Genomic DNA, 16,587 nt, shown 5'->3' with positions numbered 1-16,587 from the left:
GGTCTCCGTTCGGACAAGTTCGGACAACATCTGCGCACTCTCGTCACACCGGGCACGGCTGCCGCCTAAAGTTCCCCACCGGAACCTGGGGAGGGGACGCAGCATGCGCAAGGGGGCCAAGGCGGCTGTGATCGGCGGGGTGTTCGCCATCATGGTCGGGGGCGCGGGATACGGCGCGTACAACGTGGTGACGGCCGTGACCGGTTCGGGCGGATCGAGTACGGCGGGGGCACCCTCGCCGCGCAGGACGGGGCCGCCGACGGCGGACGAGATCAAGGACGTGTCGCAGAAGTTCCTCGCGGCGTGGGCGAAGTCCGACCCGGGCACCGCGTCGACGTACACGAACAACGCGGAGTCTGCGCTCTCGGCGCTGACCGGCTGGCACGACGACGCGCACATCACGCAGACCACGCTGACGGCGGAGGCGCCCTCGGGGGCGCAGGTGCCGTTCAAGGTGAAGGCCACGGTGTCGTTCGAGGGGAAGAAGAAGACCCTCTCGTACGACTCCTCGCTGAAGATCGTGCGGGGCCTCAACACCGGCAAGGCGCTGGTCGACTGGCAGGCGTCCGTCGTACACCCGGACATGCGCAGGGGCGACACCCTCGTCACGGGCGAGGCCTCGGCGCCGCCCATCGAGGCCGTGGACCGCTCGGGCGCCGTCCTGACGAAGGAGAAGTACCCCTCGCTCGGGCCGATCCTGGACCAGCTGCGCGAGAAGTACGGCGACACGGCCGGGGGCCGCGCGGGTGTGGAGACGTACATCCAGCCCGAGAACGAGGACGCCGGGACCAAGACGCTGCTCACGCTCGTGAAGGGCAAGGCCGGCGAGCTGCACACGACGCTCAGCGCGACCGCGCAGGCGGCGGCGGAGAAGGCCGTGAAGAGCTTCGACGAGTCGTCCGTGGTGGCCGTGCAGCCGAGCACGGGCCAGGTCCTGGCGGTCGCCAACCACCGCCAGGACGGCTTCAACGCCGCCTTCCAGGGCGAGCAGGCCCCCGGCTCCACGATGAAGGTCATCACCGCGGCGATGCTCATCGACAACGGTGTCGCCTCGGTCAACAGCCCGGCGCCCTGCACGGACACCGCGACCTGGCAGAGCCAGACCTTCCACAACCTGCCGGGCATGAAGGCCAACGAGGGCGCCAACCTCGCGGACAGCTTCGCGCGGTCCTGCAACACCGCGTTCGTGAAGCTCATCGACGAGAAGCCGCTGACGGACGAGTCCTTGACGCGTGAGGCGCAGGACCGCTTCGGTCTCGGCCAGGACAACTGGAAGACCGGCATCGCGTCGGCGGACGGCAAGATCCCGCCGTCCGGCGGCCCCGACCGCGCGGCCAACGCCATCGGGCAGGGCCAGATCCAGATGAACCCGCTGAACATGGCGTCCGTCACGGCGACCGCGAAGACGGGTGTCTTCCGGCAGCCGGTGATCGTGCCGCGCTCCCTCGACGACCGGCAGCTCGCCACCGCCCGCGGCCTCGCCCCCAACACCGCCGCTCAGCTGCGGCAGATGATGTACCGCACCGCGACGGTGGGCACCGCCGCGCAGGTCATGGCGGGTCTCGGCCCGGAGATCGGCGCCAAGACCGGCTCGGCGGAGGTCACCGGCCAGACCAAGTCGAACAGCTGGTTCACCGCCTACCGCGGGGACGTCGCGGCGGCGGCGGTCACCGAGGAGGGCGGCCACGGCGGCGACGCCGCGGGCCCGATCGTGGCGGCGGTGCTACGGGCGGGTAGCTGAGCCGACGTCGGGGGCACTTATCAAGACGCCTTAGTCTGAGCCGTCCGCGAGGAACCCAGTGGACCGGGCAGACAGGCAACGACGGAGGACCGGTGGGCAGCAGAGGCAGGCAACCCGAGCGCAAGAAGGCGAACGCGGCCGTGATCGGCGGCGTGGTCGCCGTCGTGGTGCTCGGCGCCGGAGTCAGCGCCTACGCCCTCTTCAGCGGCGACTCGGACCGGACGACCGCGGCCGACGACAAGCCCCGCATCAAGACGGGTCCCGTCACCGCGGCCGAGGTCCGCACCGCGGCCGACCGGTTCCTGACCGCGTGGGCCGCGGGCGACACCGCGAAGGCGGCGGCCGCCACGGACGACGCCACCGCGGCGACGGCCGCCCTCACCTCGTACGGCAAGGACGCCCATCTGTCCGGGGTGAAGCTGACGCCCGGGAAGCGTGCCGGGGCGAAGATGCCGTTCGCGGTGTCGGCGACGGTCGCGTACGGGGGAAAGTCGAAGCCGTTCGCGTACGGCTCCGAACTGACCGTCGTGCGGCGGGTGAAGGACGGCAAGCCGCTCGTCGGGTGGCAGGCGTCCGTCGTGCACCCGGACCTCAAGGACGGTGACCGGCTCGTCACGGGCGCGGCCGGTGACCCGCCGATCAAGGCGACGGACCGCTCCGGGAACGAGCTGACCGCGGCCGAGTACCCCTCGCTCGGCACCGTCATCGACGGGCTGCGCGAGAAGTACGGCAAGAAGGCCGGCGGCACGGCGGGCATCGAGCTGCGCGTCGTCCACAAGGACAGCGGCAAGGAGAGCGAGCACACGCCCGACAAGACGCTCGTCACGCTCTCCAAGGGCACGCCCGGCACGCTGCGTACGACGATCAGCCCGACGTCGCAGGCCGTCGCCGAACGCCAGGTCGCCAAGCGGGAGAAAGCCGCGGTCGTCGTCATCAAGCCGTCGACCGGAGAGATCCTCGCGGTCGCCAACTCCCGCCCCGAAGGCTTCAACACGGCCCTCCAGGGCTCCCTCGCGCCCGGCTCCACGATGAAGATCGTGACGTCGTCGATGCTCCTGGAGAAGAACCTCGCGGGCGTCGACAAGAAGCACCCGTGCCCCAAGTACGTGACGTACGGCGGCTGGAAGTTCCAGAACGACGACAAGTTCGAGATCAAGGACGGCACGTTCCGGGCCAGCTTCGCGCGCTCGTGCAACACCGCCTTCATCAGCCAGGCCAAGGAGCTGGAGGACGGCGACCTGACGAAGCAGGCGCAGGAGGTCTTCGGGCTCGGCCGCGACAACTGGTCGATCGGCGTGCCCAGCTTCGACGGCGCGGTCCCGGTGCAGTCGCAGGCGCAGATGGCGGCCTCGCTGATCGGGCAGGGCGGCGTGCGGATGAACCCGCTCAACATGGCGTCGGTCGTCGCCACCGCCAAGACGGGCGAGTTCAAGCAGCCCTACCTCGTCTCGCCCGAATTCGACCACCGCACGCTCGCCACGGCGTCCCGCAAGCTGTCCCCGTCGACCGTGAGCGCCCTGCGCGACCTGCTGCACTACACCGCGGTCGCCGGTACGGCGGTCGAGCCGATGTCGGGGCTCGGCACCGACATGGGCGCGAAGACCGGCTCGGCGGAGGTCGACGGGCAGAAGGAGCCGAACGGCTGGTTCACGGCCTGGCGCGGCGACCTGGCCTCGGCGGCGGTCGTCCAGCAGGGCGGCCACGGCGGTGACTCGGCGGGTCCCGTGGTGCGGCAGATGCTGCTCGCGGGGGACTGACGGCGGGGGGCTGACGGCGGGGCCGATACCTGGTCGCGTGGCGGGTACACGGAGCGCTACGGTGCGGCTATGAGCACCCCGGAACCCGCCGCATCCGCCGCGCACCCCCGTTTCGCCGAGGCCCTCGCCGAGCTGGGCCTGGCCGACGTCCTCCCGCTCGTCCGCCGCTTCCCGGAGGCGACCAGGACCGCGCAGGAGGCGGCGGCCGCGATCGACTGCGAACTCAGCCAGATCTGCAAGTCGCTGATCTTCGCCGCGGACGGGGTGCCGGTGCTTGTCCTGATGGACGGTGCGTCGCGGGTGGACGTGGAGCTGGTCCGGCGCGAGCTGGGCGCGGAGAAGGTCACCCGCGCCAAGGCGGACGTCGTGCGCGCGACGACCGGATACGCGATCGGCGGCATCCCGCCCTTCGGACACCTCACCAGGACCCGGGTCCTCGCCGACCGCTCGCTCCTGGACCACGACACCGTGTGGGCCGCCGCCGGCACCCCGTACGCCGTGTTCCCCATGGACCCCAAGTCGCTGATCGCACACGCCGGCGCGACCCTCGTGGACGTCCGCGAGAGCGCTCAGTGACCCCACTCGTCGCGGCGGCCGTGCTCCTCGCGGCCGTCACGCACGCGAGCTGGAACGCGATCGCCCACCACATCACCGACAAGCTGGTCGGCTTCACGCTGATCTCGGGCGGCGGTGCGCTCATCGGGCTCGCGTGCGCGCCCTTCGTGCCGTTCCCGCACGCCGCGGCCTGGCCGTATCTGATCGGCTCCGCGCTCCTCCACGTCGCCTACTACGCCCTGCTCATGCGGTCGTTCAGGCTCGGCGACTTCGGCCAGGCGTACCCGATCGCGCGCGGCACGGCGCCACTCGTGGTGACCGTGCTCGCCGCGCTGTTCGCGGGCGAGATCCCCGACGGCTGGCAGGCGGCGGGCGTCGCGGTCTCGTGCGCGGGCCTGACCGGGCTCGCCCTGTGGGGCATACGGGGCTCGGGGCGCAGGCCCGACTGGGCGGCCGTGGGGGCGGCCGTCGCGACGGGCGTGTCCATCGCCGCGTACACGGTGGTGGACGGCCTCGGTGTGCGGGCCTCCGGGAACTCGCTCGGCTACATCGCGTGGCTGATGATGCTCGGCTGCCTCGGCGTCCCGGTCTACGCGGCCTGGACGTGGCGCGGCGAACTGACCGCGCGCCTGCGGCCGTTCGCGGCGGTCGGGCTGCTCGGCGCGGCGCTGTCCGTGTCCGCGTACGGGCTCGTCCTGTGGGCGCAGACGCGGGCGGACCTCGCCCCGATCTCGGCGCTGCGCGAGTCGTCGATCATCGTGGGCGCGGCGATCGGGACGGTGTTCTTCAAGGAACGGTTCGGTACGCCGCGGATGGTGGCGGCGGGGCTGATGGTGGCGGGGATCGGGCTGATGCTGCACACCGCCGGCTGAGCGGGGCGTTACGTGAGCTGGGTGCGGAATCCCAGGTTCGCCGAGGTCAGGCCGCCGTCGACCGGGAGGGTGACCCCGGTGATCCATGCCGCGTCCGGCGAGGCGAGGAACGTGACGGCCGCCGCGATGTCCTCCGGCTCACCGACCCGCCCCAGCGGGTAGAGGCCGCTGACGGCGTCCAGGGCGGGGCCCCGACCCGACCAGGCGGGGGTGCGCACCGTGCCCGGCGCGACGAGGTTGACGCGGACGCCGCGCGGGCCCGCGTGCCCGGCGAGAGTGCGGGTGAGGGAGCCGAGCCCCGCCTTCGCGGCGCTGTACGCGTGATTGCCGTAGTCCTGGAGGCCGTTGACGGATCCGACGCTCACGATCGCGCCGCGGCCCGACGCCACCAGGTGGGGCAGCGCGGCACGGCAGCAGCGGTACGCGCCGGTCAGCGTGATGTCGAGGTCGCGGGCCCACACATCGTCCGGCTCGTCCTCGAAGCGGGCGGCGTCCGGGGCGCACGCGTAGGCGTTGTTGACGAGCACGTCGAGGCGGCCGAACTCCTCCACGGCGGCCGCGACCGCCGCCTCCACCGATTCACGTGACCCGACGTCGCAGGTGAACGCCCTTGCCACGCCGCCCTGTTCGCGGATTCCGGCGGCCGTCTTCTCCGCTGCCTGCGCATCCACATCGGTGACGGCGACCTGCGCACCCTCGGCGGCGAACCTGTGCGCGGTGGCGGCGCCGATGCCGCGCGCCGCGCCGGTGATCATGACCCCGTACCCCTCGAAGCGCCTCATGGGCCGACGCTACCCGGCGCGCGTCCGGGGCACACGGCGGTCATCCGGCGAGCGAGGCGCGCACGGCCCGCACCAGCGCCTGGGCGCGCGGGTCGGCGGTGACGCCCTTCTGCATGCCGTTCGTGACGTACCCGAAGGCGATCCCGGACTCGGGGTCCGCGAAGCCGAGCGGGCCGCCCCGTCCGGGGTGGCCGAAGGAGCCGGGGCCGAGGAGGGGGGAGGCGACCCCGTGGAGCATGTAGCCGAGTCCGAAGCGGGTCGGGACGACGAGGACCCGGTCGGCGCCCTCGGACGCCTCCGTGCGGGCCGCCTGAGCCGTGTCCGGTGTGAACAGGCGGGTACCGCCGTCGACTTCGCCGATCAGGGACGCGTAGAAACGGGCGAGTCCCTCCGCCGTGCCGACGCCGTTCGAGGCGGGGAGCCCGGCCGCGCGGTAGGCCGGGTCGTTCTCGTCGGGCGCGGGGGCGATGGCGCCGAAGGCGCGGCGGGTGAGGGAGCCTGGGTCGGAGTACGCGTCGGCGACGTTCTTCCTGGGGCGGATGCGCAGGCCGCCGCCGGGCACTGCCGGGGGTTCGACGGGGCCGATGAGACCGGCGCGGTGCGCCTCGGCGTCGGGCAGCCCGACCCAGAGGTCGGCGCCGACGGGGGCGGCTATGTGCTCGGCGATCCAGGCGCCGACGGTGCGGCCGGTGACGCGGCGCACGAGCTCGCCGGTGAGCCAGCTGTAGGTCTGTGCGTGGTAGCCGTGGTCCGTGCCGGGTTCCCAGGCGGGGGCCTGGGCGGCGACGGCCGCGGCGCCGGTGTCGGGGTCGGCGGCCTCGGCGGGGGTCAGCGGGCGGTCGAGCGCGGGCACCCCGGCGCGGTGCGCGAGGACGTCACGGACGAGGACGTGCTCCTTGCCGTGCTCCTTGAACTCGGGCCAGTAGGCGCTGACCGGCGCGTCCAGGTCGAGCTCTCCCCGCTGGTGCAGGAGGAGCAGCGCGGCGGCGGCCACGCCCTTCGTGGCGGAGCGCATGATCTGGGCTGTGCCGCGCTCCCAGGGGGCGCCGCCGCTCACGTCGCGGGTGCCGGCCCACAGGTCGACGACCTTGTGTCCGTCGCGGTAGACGACCACTCCCGCGCCGCGCTCGCCGAGCGCGTCGAAGTTGTGCGCGAAGGCGTCCCTGACCGGTTCGAACCCGGTGGCCACTGTGCCGTTCATGTCACTCACATCGGGTGCAACAGCCATGGATCGCTGAGGATTCCTCGGCGCTCAGACCTTCACGGACTTCGGGTCGAAGCCGAAGGGGAGCTCCAGGCGGTGTGCGCGCATGAGGTCCTCGTCGGCGAGGAGGTCGCCGGTCGTCCCGTCGGCCGCGATCACGCCCTCGCTGAGGATCACCGAGCGCGGGCAGAGTTCGAGCGCGTACGGCAGGTCGTGCGTGACCATCAGGACGGTGACGTCCAACGACCGCAGGATGTCGGCGAGTTCGCGGCGCGAGGCCGGGTCGAGGTTCGACGAGGGCTCGTCCAGGACGAGGATCTCGGGCTCCATGACGAGGACGGTGGCGACCGCGACGCGGCGGCGCTGCCCGAAGGAGAGGTGGTGCGGCGGCCGGTCGGCGAAGTCGGCCATACCGACCTGGGCCAGGGCCTTGTGCACGCGGGCCTCGAGTTCGGGCCCCTTCACCCCGGCCGCGGCGGGCCCGAAGGCCACGTCCTCTCGGACGGTCGGCATGAAGAGCTGGTCGTCGGGGTCCTGGAAGACGATGCCGACCTTGCGCCGGATCTCGGCCATGTGCTGCTTGCCGACGGGCAGACCGGCGACGGTCACGGTGCCGGCGCCACCGGTGAGGATGCCGTTGAGATGCAGCACGAGGGTCGTCTTGCCCGCGCCGTTGGGCCCGAGCAGGGCGACGCGCTCACCGCGGCCGATGGTCAGGTCGACGCCGAAGAGGGCCTGGTGCCCGTCGGGGTAGGCGTAGGCGAGGCCGCTGACCTCAAGCGATGCGGGCGAAGCCGACGAGCGGGAGAGCGAGGCGGGGGAAACAGTCACAGCAGCCATCCCAGCAGACAGACGACAAGAGCGGCACAGGGGAGGGTGAGGGCGTACGACCACTGCGTGCGGGACGCGCTCACGTCGTCGATGACCGGCATCGATCCGGCGTACCCGCGGCTGACCATGGCCAGATGCACGCGCTCGCCGCGCTCGTAGGAGCGGATGAAGAGGGCGCCCGCGGACTTGGCGAGGACACCCCAGTGCTTCACGCCGCTCGCCTCGAAGCCGCGCGACTCCCGGGCGATCTTCATGCGGCGCATCTCGTCGGTGATCACATCCCCGTAGCGGATCATGAACGACGCGATCTGGACGAGGAGCGGCGGCAGCTTGAGCCGTTGCAGGCCGAGCAGCAGTTCGCGCAGCTCCGTCGTGGAGGCGAGCAGGACGGACGCGGCGACGCCGAGGGTGCCCTTGGCGAGGACGTTCCAGGCGCCCCACAGGCCGTTGACGCTGAGGGACATCCCGAGGACGTCGACGCGCTCGCCCTGCGCCACGAACGGCATGAGGACGGCGAAGGCGACGAAGGGGATCTCGATGAGGAGCCGCTTGAGGAGGAAGGCGGCCGGGACCCGGGCCGCGTACGCGACGGCCGCGAGCAGCACCGCGTACAGCGCGAACGCCCACATCGCCTCGCGGGGCGTGGAGACGACCACGATCACGAAGCAGAAGACGGCGGCGAGCTTGGTGTGCGGCGGCAGGCCGTGCACGGGCGAGTGCCCGTGCCGGTAGAGCTTGTGCGCGTGCCCCGCACCCATGTCAGACGGTCTCCGTGATCTCGCTCGGGGAGGTGCCCGCGCTGCGGCGCCTGCGCAGCACCCAGAAGATGCCGCTGCCCGCGACGACGGTGACGCCGACGCCGATCACGCCCGCGAGGCCGCCGGAGAGCCGGGCGTCGCCGACGTCCTTGACGCCGTAACCGGCGAGCGGGGAGCCGTCGGAGGCGTGCTTCTCGGTCTTCGTGTCGATGCCCTTGTCGTGGGCGACCTTCTCCAGGCCGTCCGGGTTCGCGGAGGCGTAGAAGGAGACGAAGCCGGCGAGGACGAGGGAGGTGACGAGGCCGGTGATCCAGACCTTGCGGTGGGAGCGGGAGGCGACGGGGGCGGGCGCGGCGCCCGGGGCGTCGACGAGTTCGCCGCCGACGCGGAGCTTGAGCGGCCGATGCAGGCCGCGGGCGCCGTACACGAGGTCGGGGCGGACGGCGACGACCGCGCCGACGGTCAGCGCGGTGATGACGGCCTCGCCGATGCCGATGAGGACGTGCACGCCGACCATGGCGGTGGCGACCTTGCCGATCGAGACGTCGGTGGTGCCGCCGATCGCGTAGATCAGGGTGAAGACGACGGCCGCGGCCGGTACGGACAGGAGCGCCGCGACGAAGGAGGCGACGGTGATGGAGCGGCGCCCCCGGGGCAGCACCTTCACCAGGCCGCGGAAGACGAGGTAGGCGACGACCGTCGTGGTGATCGCCATGTCGGTGATGTTCACGCCGAGCGCGGTCAGGCCGCCGTCGGCGAAGAGGACGCCCTGCATCAGGAGCACCACGGACACACAGAGGACGCCGGTATAGGGGCCGACGAGTATCGCGGCCAGCGCGCCGCCCAGGAGGTGGCCGCTGGTGCCCGCCGCGACGGGGAAGTTCAGCATCTGCACGGCGAAGATGAACGCGGCGACGAGGCCCGCGAGGGGGGCCGTCCGCTCGTCGAGTTCGCGCCGCGCGCCTCGGAGGCTGACGGCCACGGCGCCCGCGGCGACGACACCTGCGGCCGCCGACACGGGGGCGTTGATGAATCCGTCGGGGACATGCATGGGTGAAAGCTCCGCTTCGGGGCACACGACAGGCTTAGTGGACCGTTTGATGATAGTGCCTTGTTGCGAACCAGTTGCAAGAGCGCCCGGGGCACGATTAAGACCGAATCAAACCCTGGACGCATAGCCGAACATATGACTTATATGGGACATTGGATGACAGTACGGACAAAAAGACGATGAGGAGTCCCCGATGTCTGACGTCGAGCAGTACGCACCCGCCCACATCGTCACGGACTCCCCCGACGAGACGCCGGCTGTCCCCGCAGTCCTGAGCTACGACGGACGCGTCCACCTCACCGTCCCCGAAGAGGGTGACTGGTACTTCACCCGCGAGCTCCTGGAACAGGGGCTGCGCGCCCCGACCACCGTGGGCGACGTCCACATCTGGCCGTGCGGCCGCGTCCAGGCCGTCATGGAGTTCCACTCGCCGAAAGGGGTGGCGGTCGTGCAGTTCGAGAAGAAGGCGCTGGTGCGCTTCCTTCGCCGGACGTACACGACCGCCACCCCGGTGGCTCACTGAGAGCCGGTCGAACTGCCGGTCAAGGCGGGGACCCGGTCACACGCGGACCAGCTCCCGGTCCTCCTCCGCGGAGTCGTCGCCGGAGACCGTCTTCAGGCCCTCGCCCTCGACGTCCACGTTCGGCAGGATCCGGTCGAGCCACTTCGGCAGCCACCACGCCCGCTTGCCGAGCAGCGCGAGGACGGCCGGCACGATCGTCATGCGCACCAGGAACGCGTCGAAGAAGACCGCGATCGCGAGCCCGAAGCCGATCATCTTGACCATCTGCTCGCTGGAGCCGATGAAGCCCGCGAAGACGGCGATCATGATGACGGCCGCCGCCGTGACCACCCGGGCCCCGTGCCGGAAGCCGGTGACGATGGCCTGTGCGGGTCGCTCCCCATGGACGTACGCCTCCCGCATGCGCGTCACGAGGAAGACCTCGTAGTCCATGGCGAGGCCGAAGACCACACCCACCATGAAGATCGGCATCATCGACATGATCGGCCCGGTCTGCTCCACGCCGAACAGCGAGCCGAGCCAGCCCCACTGGTAGACCGCGACGACGGCGCCGAGCGCGGCGACCACCGAGAGCAGGAAGCCGAGCGCCGCCTTCAGCGGGACCAGGACCGACCGGAAGACCACCATCAGGAGCAGGAACGCCAGGCCCACGACGAGCGCCAGGTACGGCACGAGCGCGTCGTTCAGCTTCTGCGACACGTCGATGTTCATGGCCGTGGTGCCGGTGACCAGGACCTCTGCGCGGGTGTCCGCCTTGATGTCCGCACCCTTGTCGCGGATCGTGTGGACGACGTCCTCGGTCTGCGTGGAGCTGGGCTTGAACGACGGCACGACGGTGATCGTCGCCGTGTCACCGGCCTTGTTGAACGCGGGCGGGGTGACCGTCTTGACGCCGTCGGTCGCCGCGATGTCCTTGGAGACGCGGGCGACCGCGTCCTTCGGGTCCTGCGAGTGCTTCACGTCGACGACCGCCACCAGCGGACCGTTGAAGCCGGGCCCGAAGCCCTCGGAGAGCAGGTCGTACGCCTTGCGCTGCGTGGTGTCGGTGGGCTGGACCCCGTCGTCGGGCAGGCCCAGCTCCAGCGAGGACACCGGCACGGCCATCACGCCGAGCCCGACCACCGCGGTGAGCAGCACGGCCACCGGCCGGCGCAGCACGAAGCGCGCCCAGCGGGTGCCCATGTTCGTCTTCGGCTCGGGCTTCTTCTCGGCGGCCTGGGCCTTACGGGCCTTGCGGCCGTGGACCCGCTTGCCGGCGTAGCCGAGCAGCGCCGGGATCAGGGTGAGCGCGATGAGGACGGCGATGGCGACCGTGCCGGCGGCGGCGATGCCCATCTTCGTCAGCATCGGGATGTTGACGACGGCGAGCCCGACGAGGGCGATGACGACGGTCAGACCGGCGAAGACCACGGCGGATCCGGCGGTGCCGACGGCCCGTCCGGCCGCCTCCTCGCGGTCGCGTCCCTCGGCCAGCTCGGCGCGGAAGCGGGAGACGATGAACAGCGCGTAGTCGATGCCGACGGCGAGGCCGATCATCATGGCCAGCGTCGAGGTGGTGGTGCCGAGGTCGAGCGCGTTGGCCAGCGCGGTGATCGACGAGACGCCGATGCCGACGCCGATGAGCGCGGTGAGCAGCGGAAGCCCTGCCGCGACGAGCGAGCCGAAGGTGATCACGAGGACGACGGCGGCGATCGCCACACCGATGATCTCGGTGGCGCCGGTCTCCGGCATGGCCTGGAGCGCGTCACCGCCGACCTCGACGGTCAGCCCTGAGTCGCGCGCCTCGTCGACGGTCTTCTGGAGCGCGTCGCGGTCGGCGTCCGTCAGCTCCATCGAGGAGACCTTGTAGGAGACCGAGGAGTACGCGATCGTGCCGTCCTTGCTGACGGTCTTCGCGACGAACGGGTCGGCCGCCGCGGCGACCTCCTTCGAACCGGACCCGAGGTCCGCGACGGTCTTGCTGACCTCGGCCTTGTTGGCCGCGGACGTGATCTTCTCGCCGTCGGGCGCCTGGAAGACGACGCGCGCGGTGGCGCCGTCGGCGCTGGAGCCCGGGAAGCGCTGGTCGAGCAGGTCGAAGGCCTTCTGGGCCTCCGTCCCCGGGATGGAGAAGGAACTGGACGCCGCCGTGGGCGCGGAGGCGGCGCCCACCCCCGCGAGGGTGAGCAGCGCCACCCAGATCAGGGCGACGAAGTGCCTTCGGCGGAAGGCGAGCTTGCCGAGTTTGTAGAGGAACGTGGCCACGAGGGCGTACTCCCGGTCAGTCGTATGGGGGCAGGAGGGATCAGCCCGACGACGTGAGCGGTCGCGTCAGGAGCTTGGGTGTGACGGGTCTTGGGTGGAGAGGGGTCAGGCGCCGAGAGCGGGGAGGACCACGGCGTCGATGTAGGAGGCGACGAAGGCCTGGGTGGGCGGCTGTTCGTCGATGAGGGTCCGGGCCGTGAAGGCGCCGACGATCATGTGGAGGACGTAGTCGAGCGCCGGGTTGTCCGCACGGATCTCGCCCCGGTCGACGGCGCGCGCCAGCACATGCCGGAGCTCCTCCATCTCGGGTTCGATCAGCAGCTCGCGGAAGGCGCGCAGGAGATCCGGGTTCTCGTGGACCGCCATGGCCAGGCCCCGCATCAGCGCGGACCCCTGGGCCATCTCGCAGTCGTCCTCACGGAGGACCAGTGCGTGGAAGTCGCCCCGCAGCGACCCGGTGTCGATCTCGCTCAGGCGGGACGGCTTCTGGTGCCGCAGCGCCTTCACGACCAGCTCGGCCTTGCTGCCCCACTGGCGGTAGAGCGTGGCCTTGCTCGACCGGGTGCGGGCGGCCACGGCGTCCATGGTCAGGGCGTCGTAACCGACCTCGCGGAGCAGTTCGAGCACGGCGCCGTACAGCTCGGCCTCGCGCTCGGGCGTGATCCGGCTGCGGCGCGTGGCTTCAGCCATGGGTCACTCCTGTTCCGGTCCAGACAGTGTGTACGAAACCGTTTCGTACAGAAGTACTGTACGACCGCGCTTAACGAAACGAAACCGTTTCGTACGTGTCCTGCGCCACAGGCCGCACCCGCAAGCGGGCGAACCACAAGTTGCCGGGGGCCGTTGAGCGGAAAAGCATGGGTAGGTGAGCGACAACGCGTACCTGCGGTTTCCGCATCTGCACGAGGACCGGCTCTGCTTCGAGACCGAGGACGACCTCTGGGTCGCCCCGCTCGACCGGCCGGGCCGGGCCTGGCGGGTCACGGTCGACCGGACCAAGGTGAGCAGTCCACGGTTCTCGCCGGACGGCCGCCACATCGCGTACACGACCTGGCGCAGCCTGGACCCCGAGATCCATCTTGCGCCGGTGGACGGCGGACCCGCCCGGCGGCTCACCTACTGGGGCAGTACGGACACCCAGGTCCGCGGCTGGACACCGCCCGACAAGGACGGGCGGACCGTCATCCTCGCGGTGGCCTCGCACGGCCAGCCCTTCTCGTACTTCACCTGGGCCTACGACGTCCCCACCGACGGCTCCCCCGGCGGCAGGCTGCCCTGGGGCCCCGTCTCCGACATCGCGGTCGCCGAGATCGACGGCGAGCGCAAGACCCTGCTCCTGACCGGCACTCCCCCGCACGAGCCGGCCGCCTGGAAGCGGTACCGGGGCGGCGCCCAGGGCCGCCTGTGGCTGCACGGCGAGCAGCTCGTCGCCGACCTGGACGGGCATCTGGAGGCACCGATGTTCGTGGCGGGACGCATCGCGTTCCTCTCCGACCACCAGGGCATCGGCAATGTGTACTCCTGCCTGCCCGACGGCTCCGACCTGCGCCGCCACTCCGACCACGACGCGTTCTACGCCCGCAACGCCTCCAGCGACGGGACCCGGATCGTCTACCAGTGCGCCGGCGACCTCTGGATCATCGACGACCTCTCCGCCGGCTCCGTGCCGCGCAAGCTGGACGTGCGCCTCGGCGGCCCGCGCGTCGGGCGCCGCCCTTACCAGGTGCCGGCCGCCCATCACGTCGACGGGCTCTCCGTCGACGAGACGGGCCGGGCCAGCGCCGTCGTCGTCCGGGGCAGCCTGTACTGGCTCACCCACCGCGACGGCCCCGCCCGGACCATCGCGGACACCCCGGGCGTGCGGGTCAGGCTGCCCGAGATGCTCGGCTCCAACGGGCAGGTCGCGTACGTCACCGACGCGGAGGGCGAGGACGCGATCGAGATCTCGTACCTGCCGCGCGCGAGCGGTGAGCGCGAGCCGCGCCGCCTCGCGTCCGGGGAGCTCGGACGGGTCCTCGAAATGGTCAGCGACCCGGACGGCGAGCGCCTCGCCATCGCGTCGAACGACGGCCGCCTGCTGCTCATCGACACGGCCGAGGAGGAAGAAGAAGGGGGAGGGGAACAGACCGGGGACGGGGTCATCGAGCTGATCCGGTCGATCAACGGGCCCGTGCGCGACCTGGCCTTCTCGCCTGACGGCGCCTGGCTCACCTGGTCCCACCCGGGCATCGGGCGCTCCCTGCGGCAGATCAAGATGGCCCGGATCAAGGACCGGACGATCGTCGACGTCACCAACGGCCGTTTCGAGGACGAGAATCCGGTCTTCACCCGCGACGGCCGCTATCTCGCCTTCCTCTCCTGGCGCGGCTTCGACCCTGTCTACGACGTGCACACGGGCGACCTGTCCTTCCCGCTCGGCTGCCGCCCGTATCTCGTGCCGCTGTCGTCCGCGACACCCTCCCCGTTCGCCCTGTCACCCCACGGGCGCACGGCCGCCGGCGGGCTCGACCCGACCGAGGACTCGGGGGCCGACGGGACGCCGAGCGTGGAGATCGAGGGCCTCGCGAACCGCGTCGTGCCGTTCCCCGTCTCGGCCTCCAAGTACTCGGCGCTGCACCCGGTCTCGGGCGGCGGCCTCGTCTGGCTGCGCTGGCCGATCTCCGGCGCGCTCGGCGAGACGTTCGTGAACCCGGCCGACACCTCGGGCCGCCCCACCCTGGAGTACTTCAACCTCAGCAAGGGCAAGAAGACCGAACTCGTCACCCACCTCGACTGGTTCGCGGTCAGCGGCGACGGCACCCGCCTCGTCGTCGTCGACGAGGGCGACCTGCGGGCCGTCCCCTCCACCGAGGCCGGCGACAGCGACAGCACCGTCTGGATCGACCTGCGCCGCATCCTGCACGAGGTCGACCCGGCCGCCGAGTGGCGCCAGGCGTACGACGAGGCAGGCCGGATCATCCGCGCCTACTACTGGGAACCGAAGATGTGCCACGTCGACTGGGACGCGGTGCTCGACCAGTACCGGCCCCTCGTCGAACGGGTCGCGTCCCCCGACGAGTTCGCCGACCTGCTGCGCGAGGTGCTCGGCGAACTCTGCACCTCGCACGCCTACGTCGCCGCCGCCCGCCGCAACGAGGGCCCGCCCCACTACCAGCGCGCCCAGGGCCTCCTCGGCGCCAACTTCGTGCACCGCGACGAGGGCTGGCAGCTCGTCCGCATCCTGCCCGGCGACTCGTCGGACTCCAAGGCGCGCTCCCCGCTGGCCGGCAGCGGCATCCGCGAGGGCGCCGTCCTCACGCATGTCGACGGGCGTCCGGTCGACCCGGTCACCGGCCCGTTCCCCCTGCTCGCGGGCTCGGGCGGCACGACGGTCGAGCTGACGTTCCGGCCCGCGGAGGGAGATGGCCGCCCCCGCCGCGTCGCGGTCGTCCCCCTCATCGACGAGCGCCCGCTGCGCTACCAGGACTGGGTGGCCAAGCGCCGCGCGGTGGTACGGGAGCTGAGCGGCGGCCATTGCGGCTATCTGCACATCCCCGACATGGGCGGCTCCGGCTGGGCGCAGTTCAACCGTGACGTGCGCATGGAGGTCTCCCGGCCCGCCCTCATCGTCGACGTGCGCGGCAACGCGGGCGGCCACATCAGCGAGCTCGTCATCGAGAAGCTCACCCGCAAGATCCTCGGCTGGGACCTGACCCGCAACGCCCAGCCCGTCTCGTACGCGTCGAACGCCCCGCGCGGTCCGGTCGTCGCCCTGGCCGACGAGGCGACCTCGTCCGACGGCGACATGATCACCGCGGCGTTCAAACTCCTCGGGCTCGGCCCCGTCGTGGGCCAGCGCACCTGGGGCGGCGTCGTCGGCATGACGGGCCGCCACACACTCGGCGACGGCACGGTCATCACGGTCCCGATGAACGCGGCCTGGTTCCCCGAGTACGGCTGGTCGATCGAGAACAAGGGCGTGGAACCGGACTTCGAGGTCCTGCGCACCCCCCTGGACTGGGCGGAGGGCCGCCACGCCCAACTCGACGACGCGGTCTACCTGGCCCTGGACCTCCTGGTCGCCAGTCCGGCGAAGACTCCCCCGGACTACACGAACACGCCGAACCACGCGCGCCCCGAACTCCCGCCGCGCTGACCCCGACCCCTTGGGAGAGGGTGGACACGGCCCGTGCGCCGGGCAACGTCGTTCGGGCGTCGGCCCACACGTCAAAGGACGAGGGCCACCCGGCGTCCCGGGTGGCCCTCGTCCCACTGGCTCAGCGAAGCGGA

Annotated in this window: 13 protein-coding genes; 6 read left to right on the top strand and 7 right to left on the bottom strand. The window is 71.6% G+C overall.

Annotated features, from left to right (window positions below; translation table 11 throughout):
* The first annotated feature begins 103 nt into the window (after positions 1 to 103).
* From OG574_RS27260 to OG574_RS27245, 4 genes are all read left to right on the top strand, one after another.
* Positions 104 to 1,741 carry a penicillin-binding transpeptidase domain-containing protein gene (locus OG574_RS27260; RefSeq protein ID WP_326775348.1) on the top strand — a complete coding sequence of 546 codons (1,638 nt, stop codon included), beginning with the start codon at positions 104 to 106 and terminating at the stop codon, positions 1,739 to 1,741.
* Positions 1,742 to 1,833: 92 nt separating this feature from the next.
* The gene (locus tag OG574_RS27255) at positions 1,834 to 3,498 is read left to right on the top strand and encodes a penicillin-binding transpeptidase domain-containing protein (RefSeq protein ID WP_326775347.1); all 1,665 of its coding nucleotides are present in this window, start codon (positions 1,834 to 1,836) and stop codon (positions 3,496 to 3,498) included.
* A gap of 69 nt (positions 3,499 to 3,567) precedes the next feature.
* Positions 3,568 to 4,074: a YbaK/EbsC family protein gene (locus OG574_RS27250; RefSeq protein ID WP_326775346.1), complete on the top strand. Its 507-nt coding sequence runs from the start codon at positions 3,568 to 3,570 to the stop codon at positions 4,072 to 4,074.
* Entirely contained in the window at positions 4,071 to 4,925 is an 855-nt protein-coding gene (locus tag OG574_RS27245) for a DMT family transporter (protein ID WP_326775345.1), read from the top strand. Before OG574_RS27250 ends, OG574_RS27245 begins: the two co-directional genes overlap by 4 nt.
* Positions 4,926 to 4,933: 8 nt before the next feature.
* Here OG574_RS27245 and OG574_RS27240 read toward each other — a convergent pair whose 3' ends face one another.
* The 5 genes from OG574_RS27240 to OG574_RS27220 are packed head-to-tail and all read right to left on the bottom strand — an operon-like array spanning position 4,934 to position 9,551.
* Positions 4,934 to 5,707, bottom strand: coding sequence for an SDR family NAD(P)-dependent oxidoreductase (locus OG574_RS27240; protein WP_326775344.1), 774 nt, complete (start codon positions 5,705 to 5,707; stop codon positions 4,934 to 4,936).
* Between the two features lie 40 nt (positions 5,708 to 5,747).
* Positions 5,748 to 6,908, bottom strand: coding sequence for a serine hydrolase domain-containing protein (locus OG574_RS27235; protein WP_326775343.1), 1,161 nt, complete (start codon positions 6,906 to 6,908; stop codon positions 5,748 to 5,750).
* Positions 6,909 to 6,959: 51 nt separating this feature from the next.
* On the bottom strand, positions 6,960 to 7,751 hold the full coding sequence (locus tag OG574_RS27230; protein WP_326775342.1) for an energy-coupling factor ABC transporter ATP-binding protein: 792 nt from the start codon (positions 7,749 to 7,751) through the stop codon (positions 6,960 to 6,962).
* A complete protein-coding gene (cbiQ, locus tag OG574_RS27225) occupies positions 7,739 to 8,500 on the bottom strand; it encodes a cobalt ECF transporter T component CbiQ (RefSeq protein WP_100596131.1) in 762 nt (253 codons plus the stop codon). The genes OG574_RS27230 and cbiQ overlap by 13 nt, the downstream gene beginning before the upstream one ends.
* Position 8,501: 1 nt before the next feature.
* The gene (locus OG574_RS27220; protein WP_326775341.1) at positions 8,502 to 9,551 is read right to left on the bottom strand and encodes an energy-coupling factor ABC transporter permease; all 1,050 of its coding nucleotides are present in this window, start codon (positions 9,549 to 9,551) and stop codon (positions 8,502 to 8,504) included.
* Positions 9,552 to 9,744: 193 nt separating this feature from the next.
* Between OG574_RS27220 and OG574_RS27215 the strand changes: the two genes are divergently transcribed.
* A complete protein-coding gene (locus tag OG574_RS27215) occupies positions 9,745 to 10,074 on the top strand; it encodes an SsgA family sporulation/cell division regulator (RefSeq protein WP_326775340.1) in 330 nt (109 codons plus the stop codon).
* Between the two features lie 36 nt (positions 10,075 to 10,110).
* Here the strand turns inward: OG574_RS27215 and OG574_RS27210 are convergent, their stop codons facing one another.
* Both OG574_RS27210 and OG574_RS27205 read right to left on the bottom strand, forming a co-directional pair.
* Positions 10,111 to 12,318, bottom strand: a complete 2,208-nt coding sequence (locus OG574_RS27210; RefSeq protein ID WP_326775339.1) for an MMPL family transporter — start codon at positions 12,316 to 12,318, stop codon at positions 10,111 to 10,113.
* A gap of 105 nt (positions 12,319 to 12,423) precedes the next feature.
* Positions 12,424 to 13,008: a TetR/AcrR family transcriptional regulator gene (locus tag OG574_RS27205; RefSeq protein WP_326775338.1), complete on the bottom strand. Its 585-nt coding sequence runs from the start codon at positions 13,006 to 13,008 to the stop codon at positions 12,424 to 12,426.
* A gap of 175 nt (positions 13,009 to 13,183) precedes the next feature.
* Here OG574_RS27205 and OG574_RS27200 point away from each other — a divergent pair, with 175 nt between their 5' ends.
* Positions 13,184 to 16,453 (top strand): S41 family peptidase, encoded by a 3,270-nt coding sequence (locus OG574_RS27200; protein ID WP_326775337.1) that lies wholly within the window; start codon positions 13,184 to 13,186, stop codon positions 16,451 to 16,453.
* Positions 16,454 to 16,587: the final 134 nt, after the last annotated feature.

This window comes from Streptomyces sp. NBC_01445 (assembly GCF_035918235.1).
GTDB lineage: Bacteria > Actinomycetota > Actinomycetes > Streptomycetales > Streptomycetaceae > Streptomyces.
Note: the sequence above shows the minus strand (reverse complement) of the source record. Positions and strands in the feature narration are given on the sequence as shown.

Bases quoted from the DNA above. Each gene is read 5' to 3' on its own strand.
- OG574_RS27260 (WP_326775348.1), top strand. From the start codon at position 104: ATGCGCAAGGGGGCCAAGGCGGCTGTGATCGGCGGGGTGTTCGCCATC.
- OG574_RS27250 (WP_326775346.1), top strand. From the start codon at position 3,568: ATGAGCACCCCGGAACCCGCCGCATCCGCCGCGCACCCCCGTTTCGCC.
- OG574_RS27240 (WP_326775344.1), bottom strand. From the start codon at position 5,707: ATGAGGCGCTTCGAGGGGTACGGGGTCATGATCACCGGCGCGGCGCGC.
- OG574_RS27235 (WP_326775343.1), bottom strand. From the start codon at position 6,908: ATGAACGGCACAGTGGCCACCGGGTTCGAACCGGTCAGGGACGCCTTC.
- OG574_RS27230 (WP_326775342.1), bottom strand. From the start codon at position 7,751: ATGGCTGCTGTGACTGTTTCCCCCGCCTCGCTCTCCCGCTCGTCGGCT.
- cbiQ (WP_100596131.1), bottom strand. From the start codon at position 8,500: ATGGGTGCGGGGCACGCGCACAAGCTCTACCGGCACGGGCACTCGCCC.
- OG574_RS27220 (WP_326775341.1), bottom strand. From the start codon at position 9,551: ATGCATGTCCCCGACGGATTCATCAACGCCCCCGTGTCGGCGGCCGCA.
- OG574_RS27215 (WP_326775340.1), top strand. From the start codon at position 9,745: ATGTCTGACGTCGAGCAGTACGCACCCGCCCACATCGTCACGGACTCC.
- OG574_RS27205 (WP_326775338.1), bottom strand. From the start codon at position 13,008: ATGGCTGAAGCCACGCGCCGCAGCCGGATCACGCCCGAGCGCGAGGCC.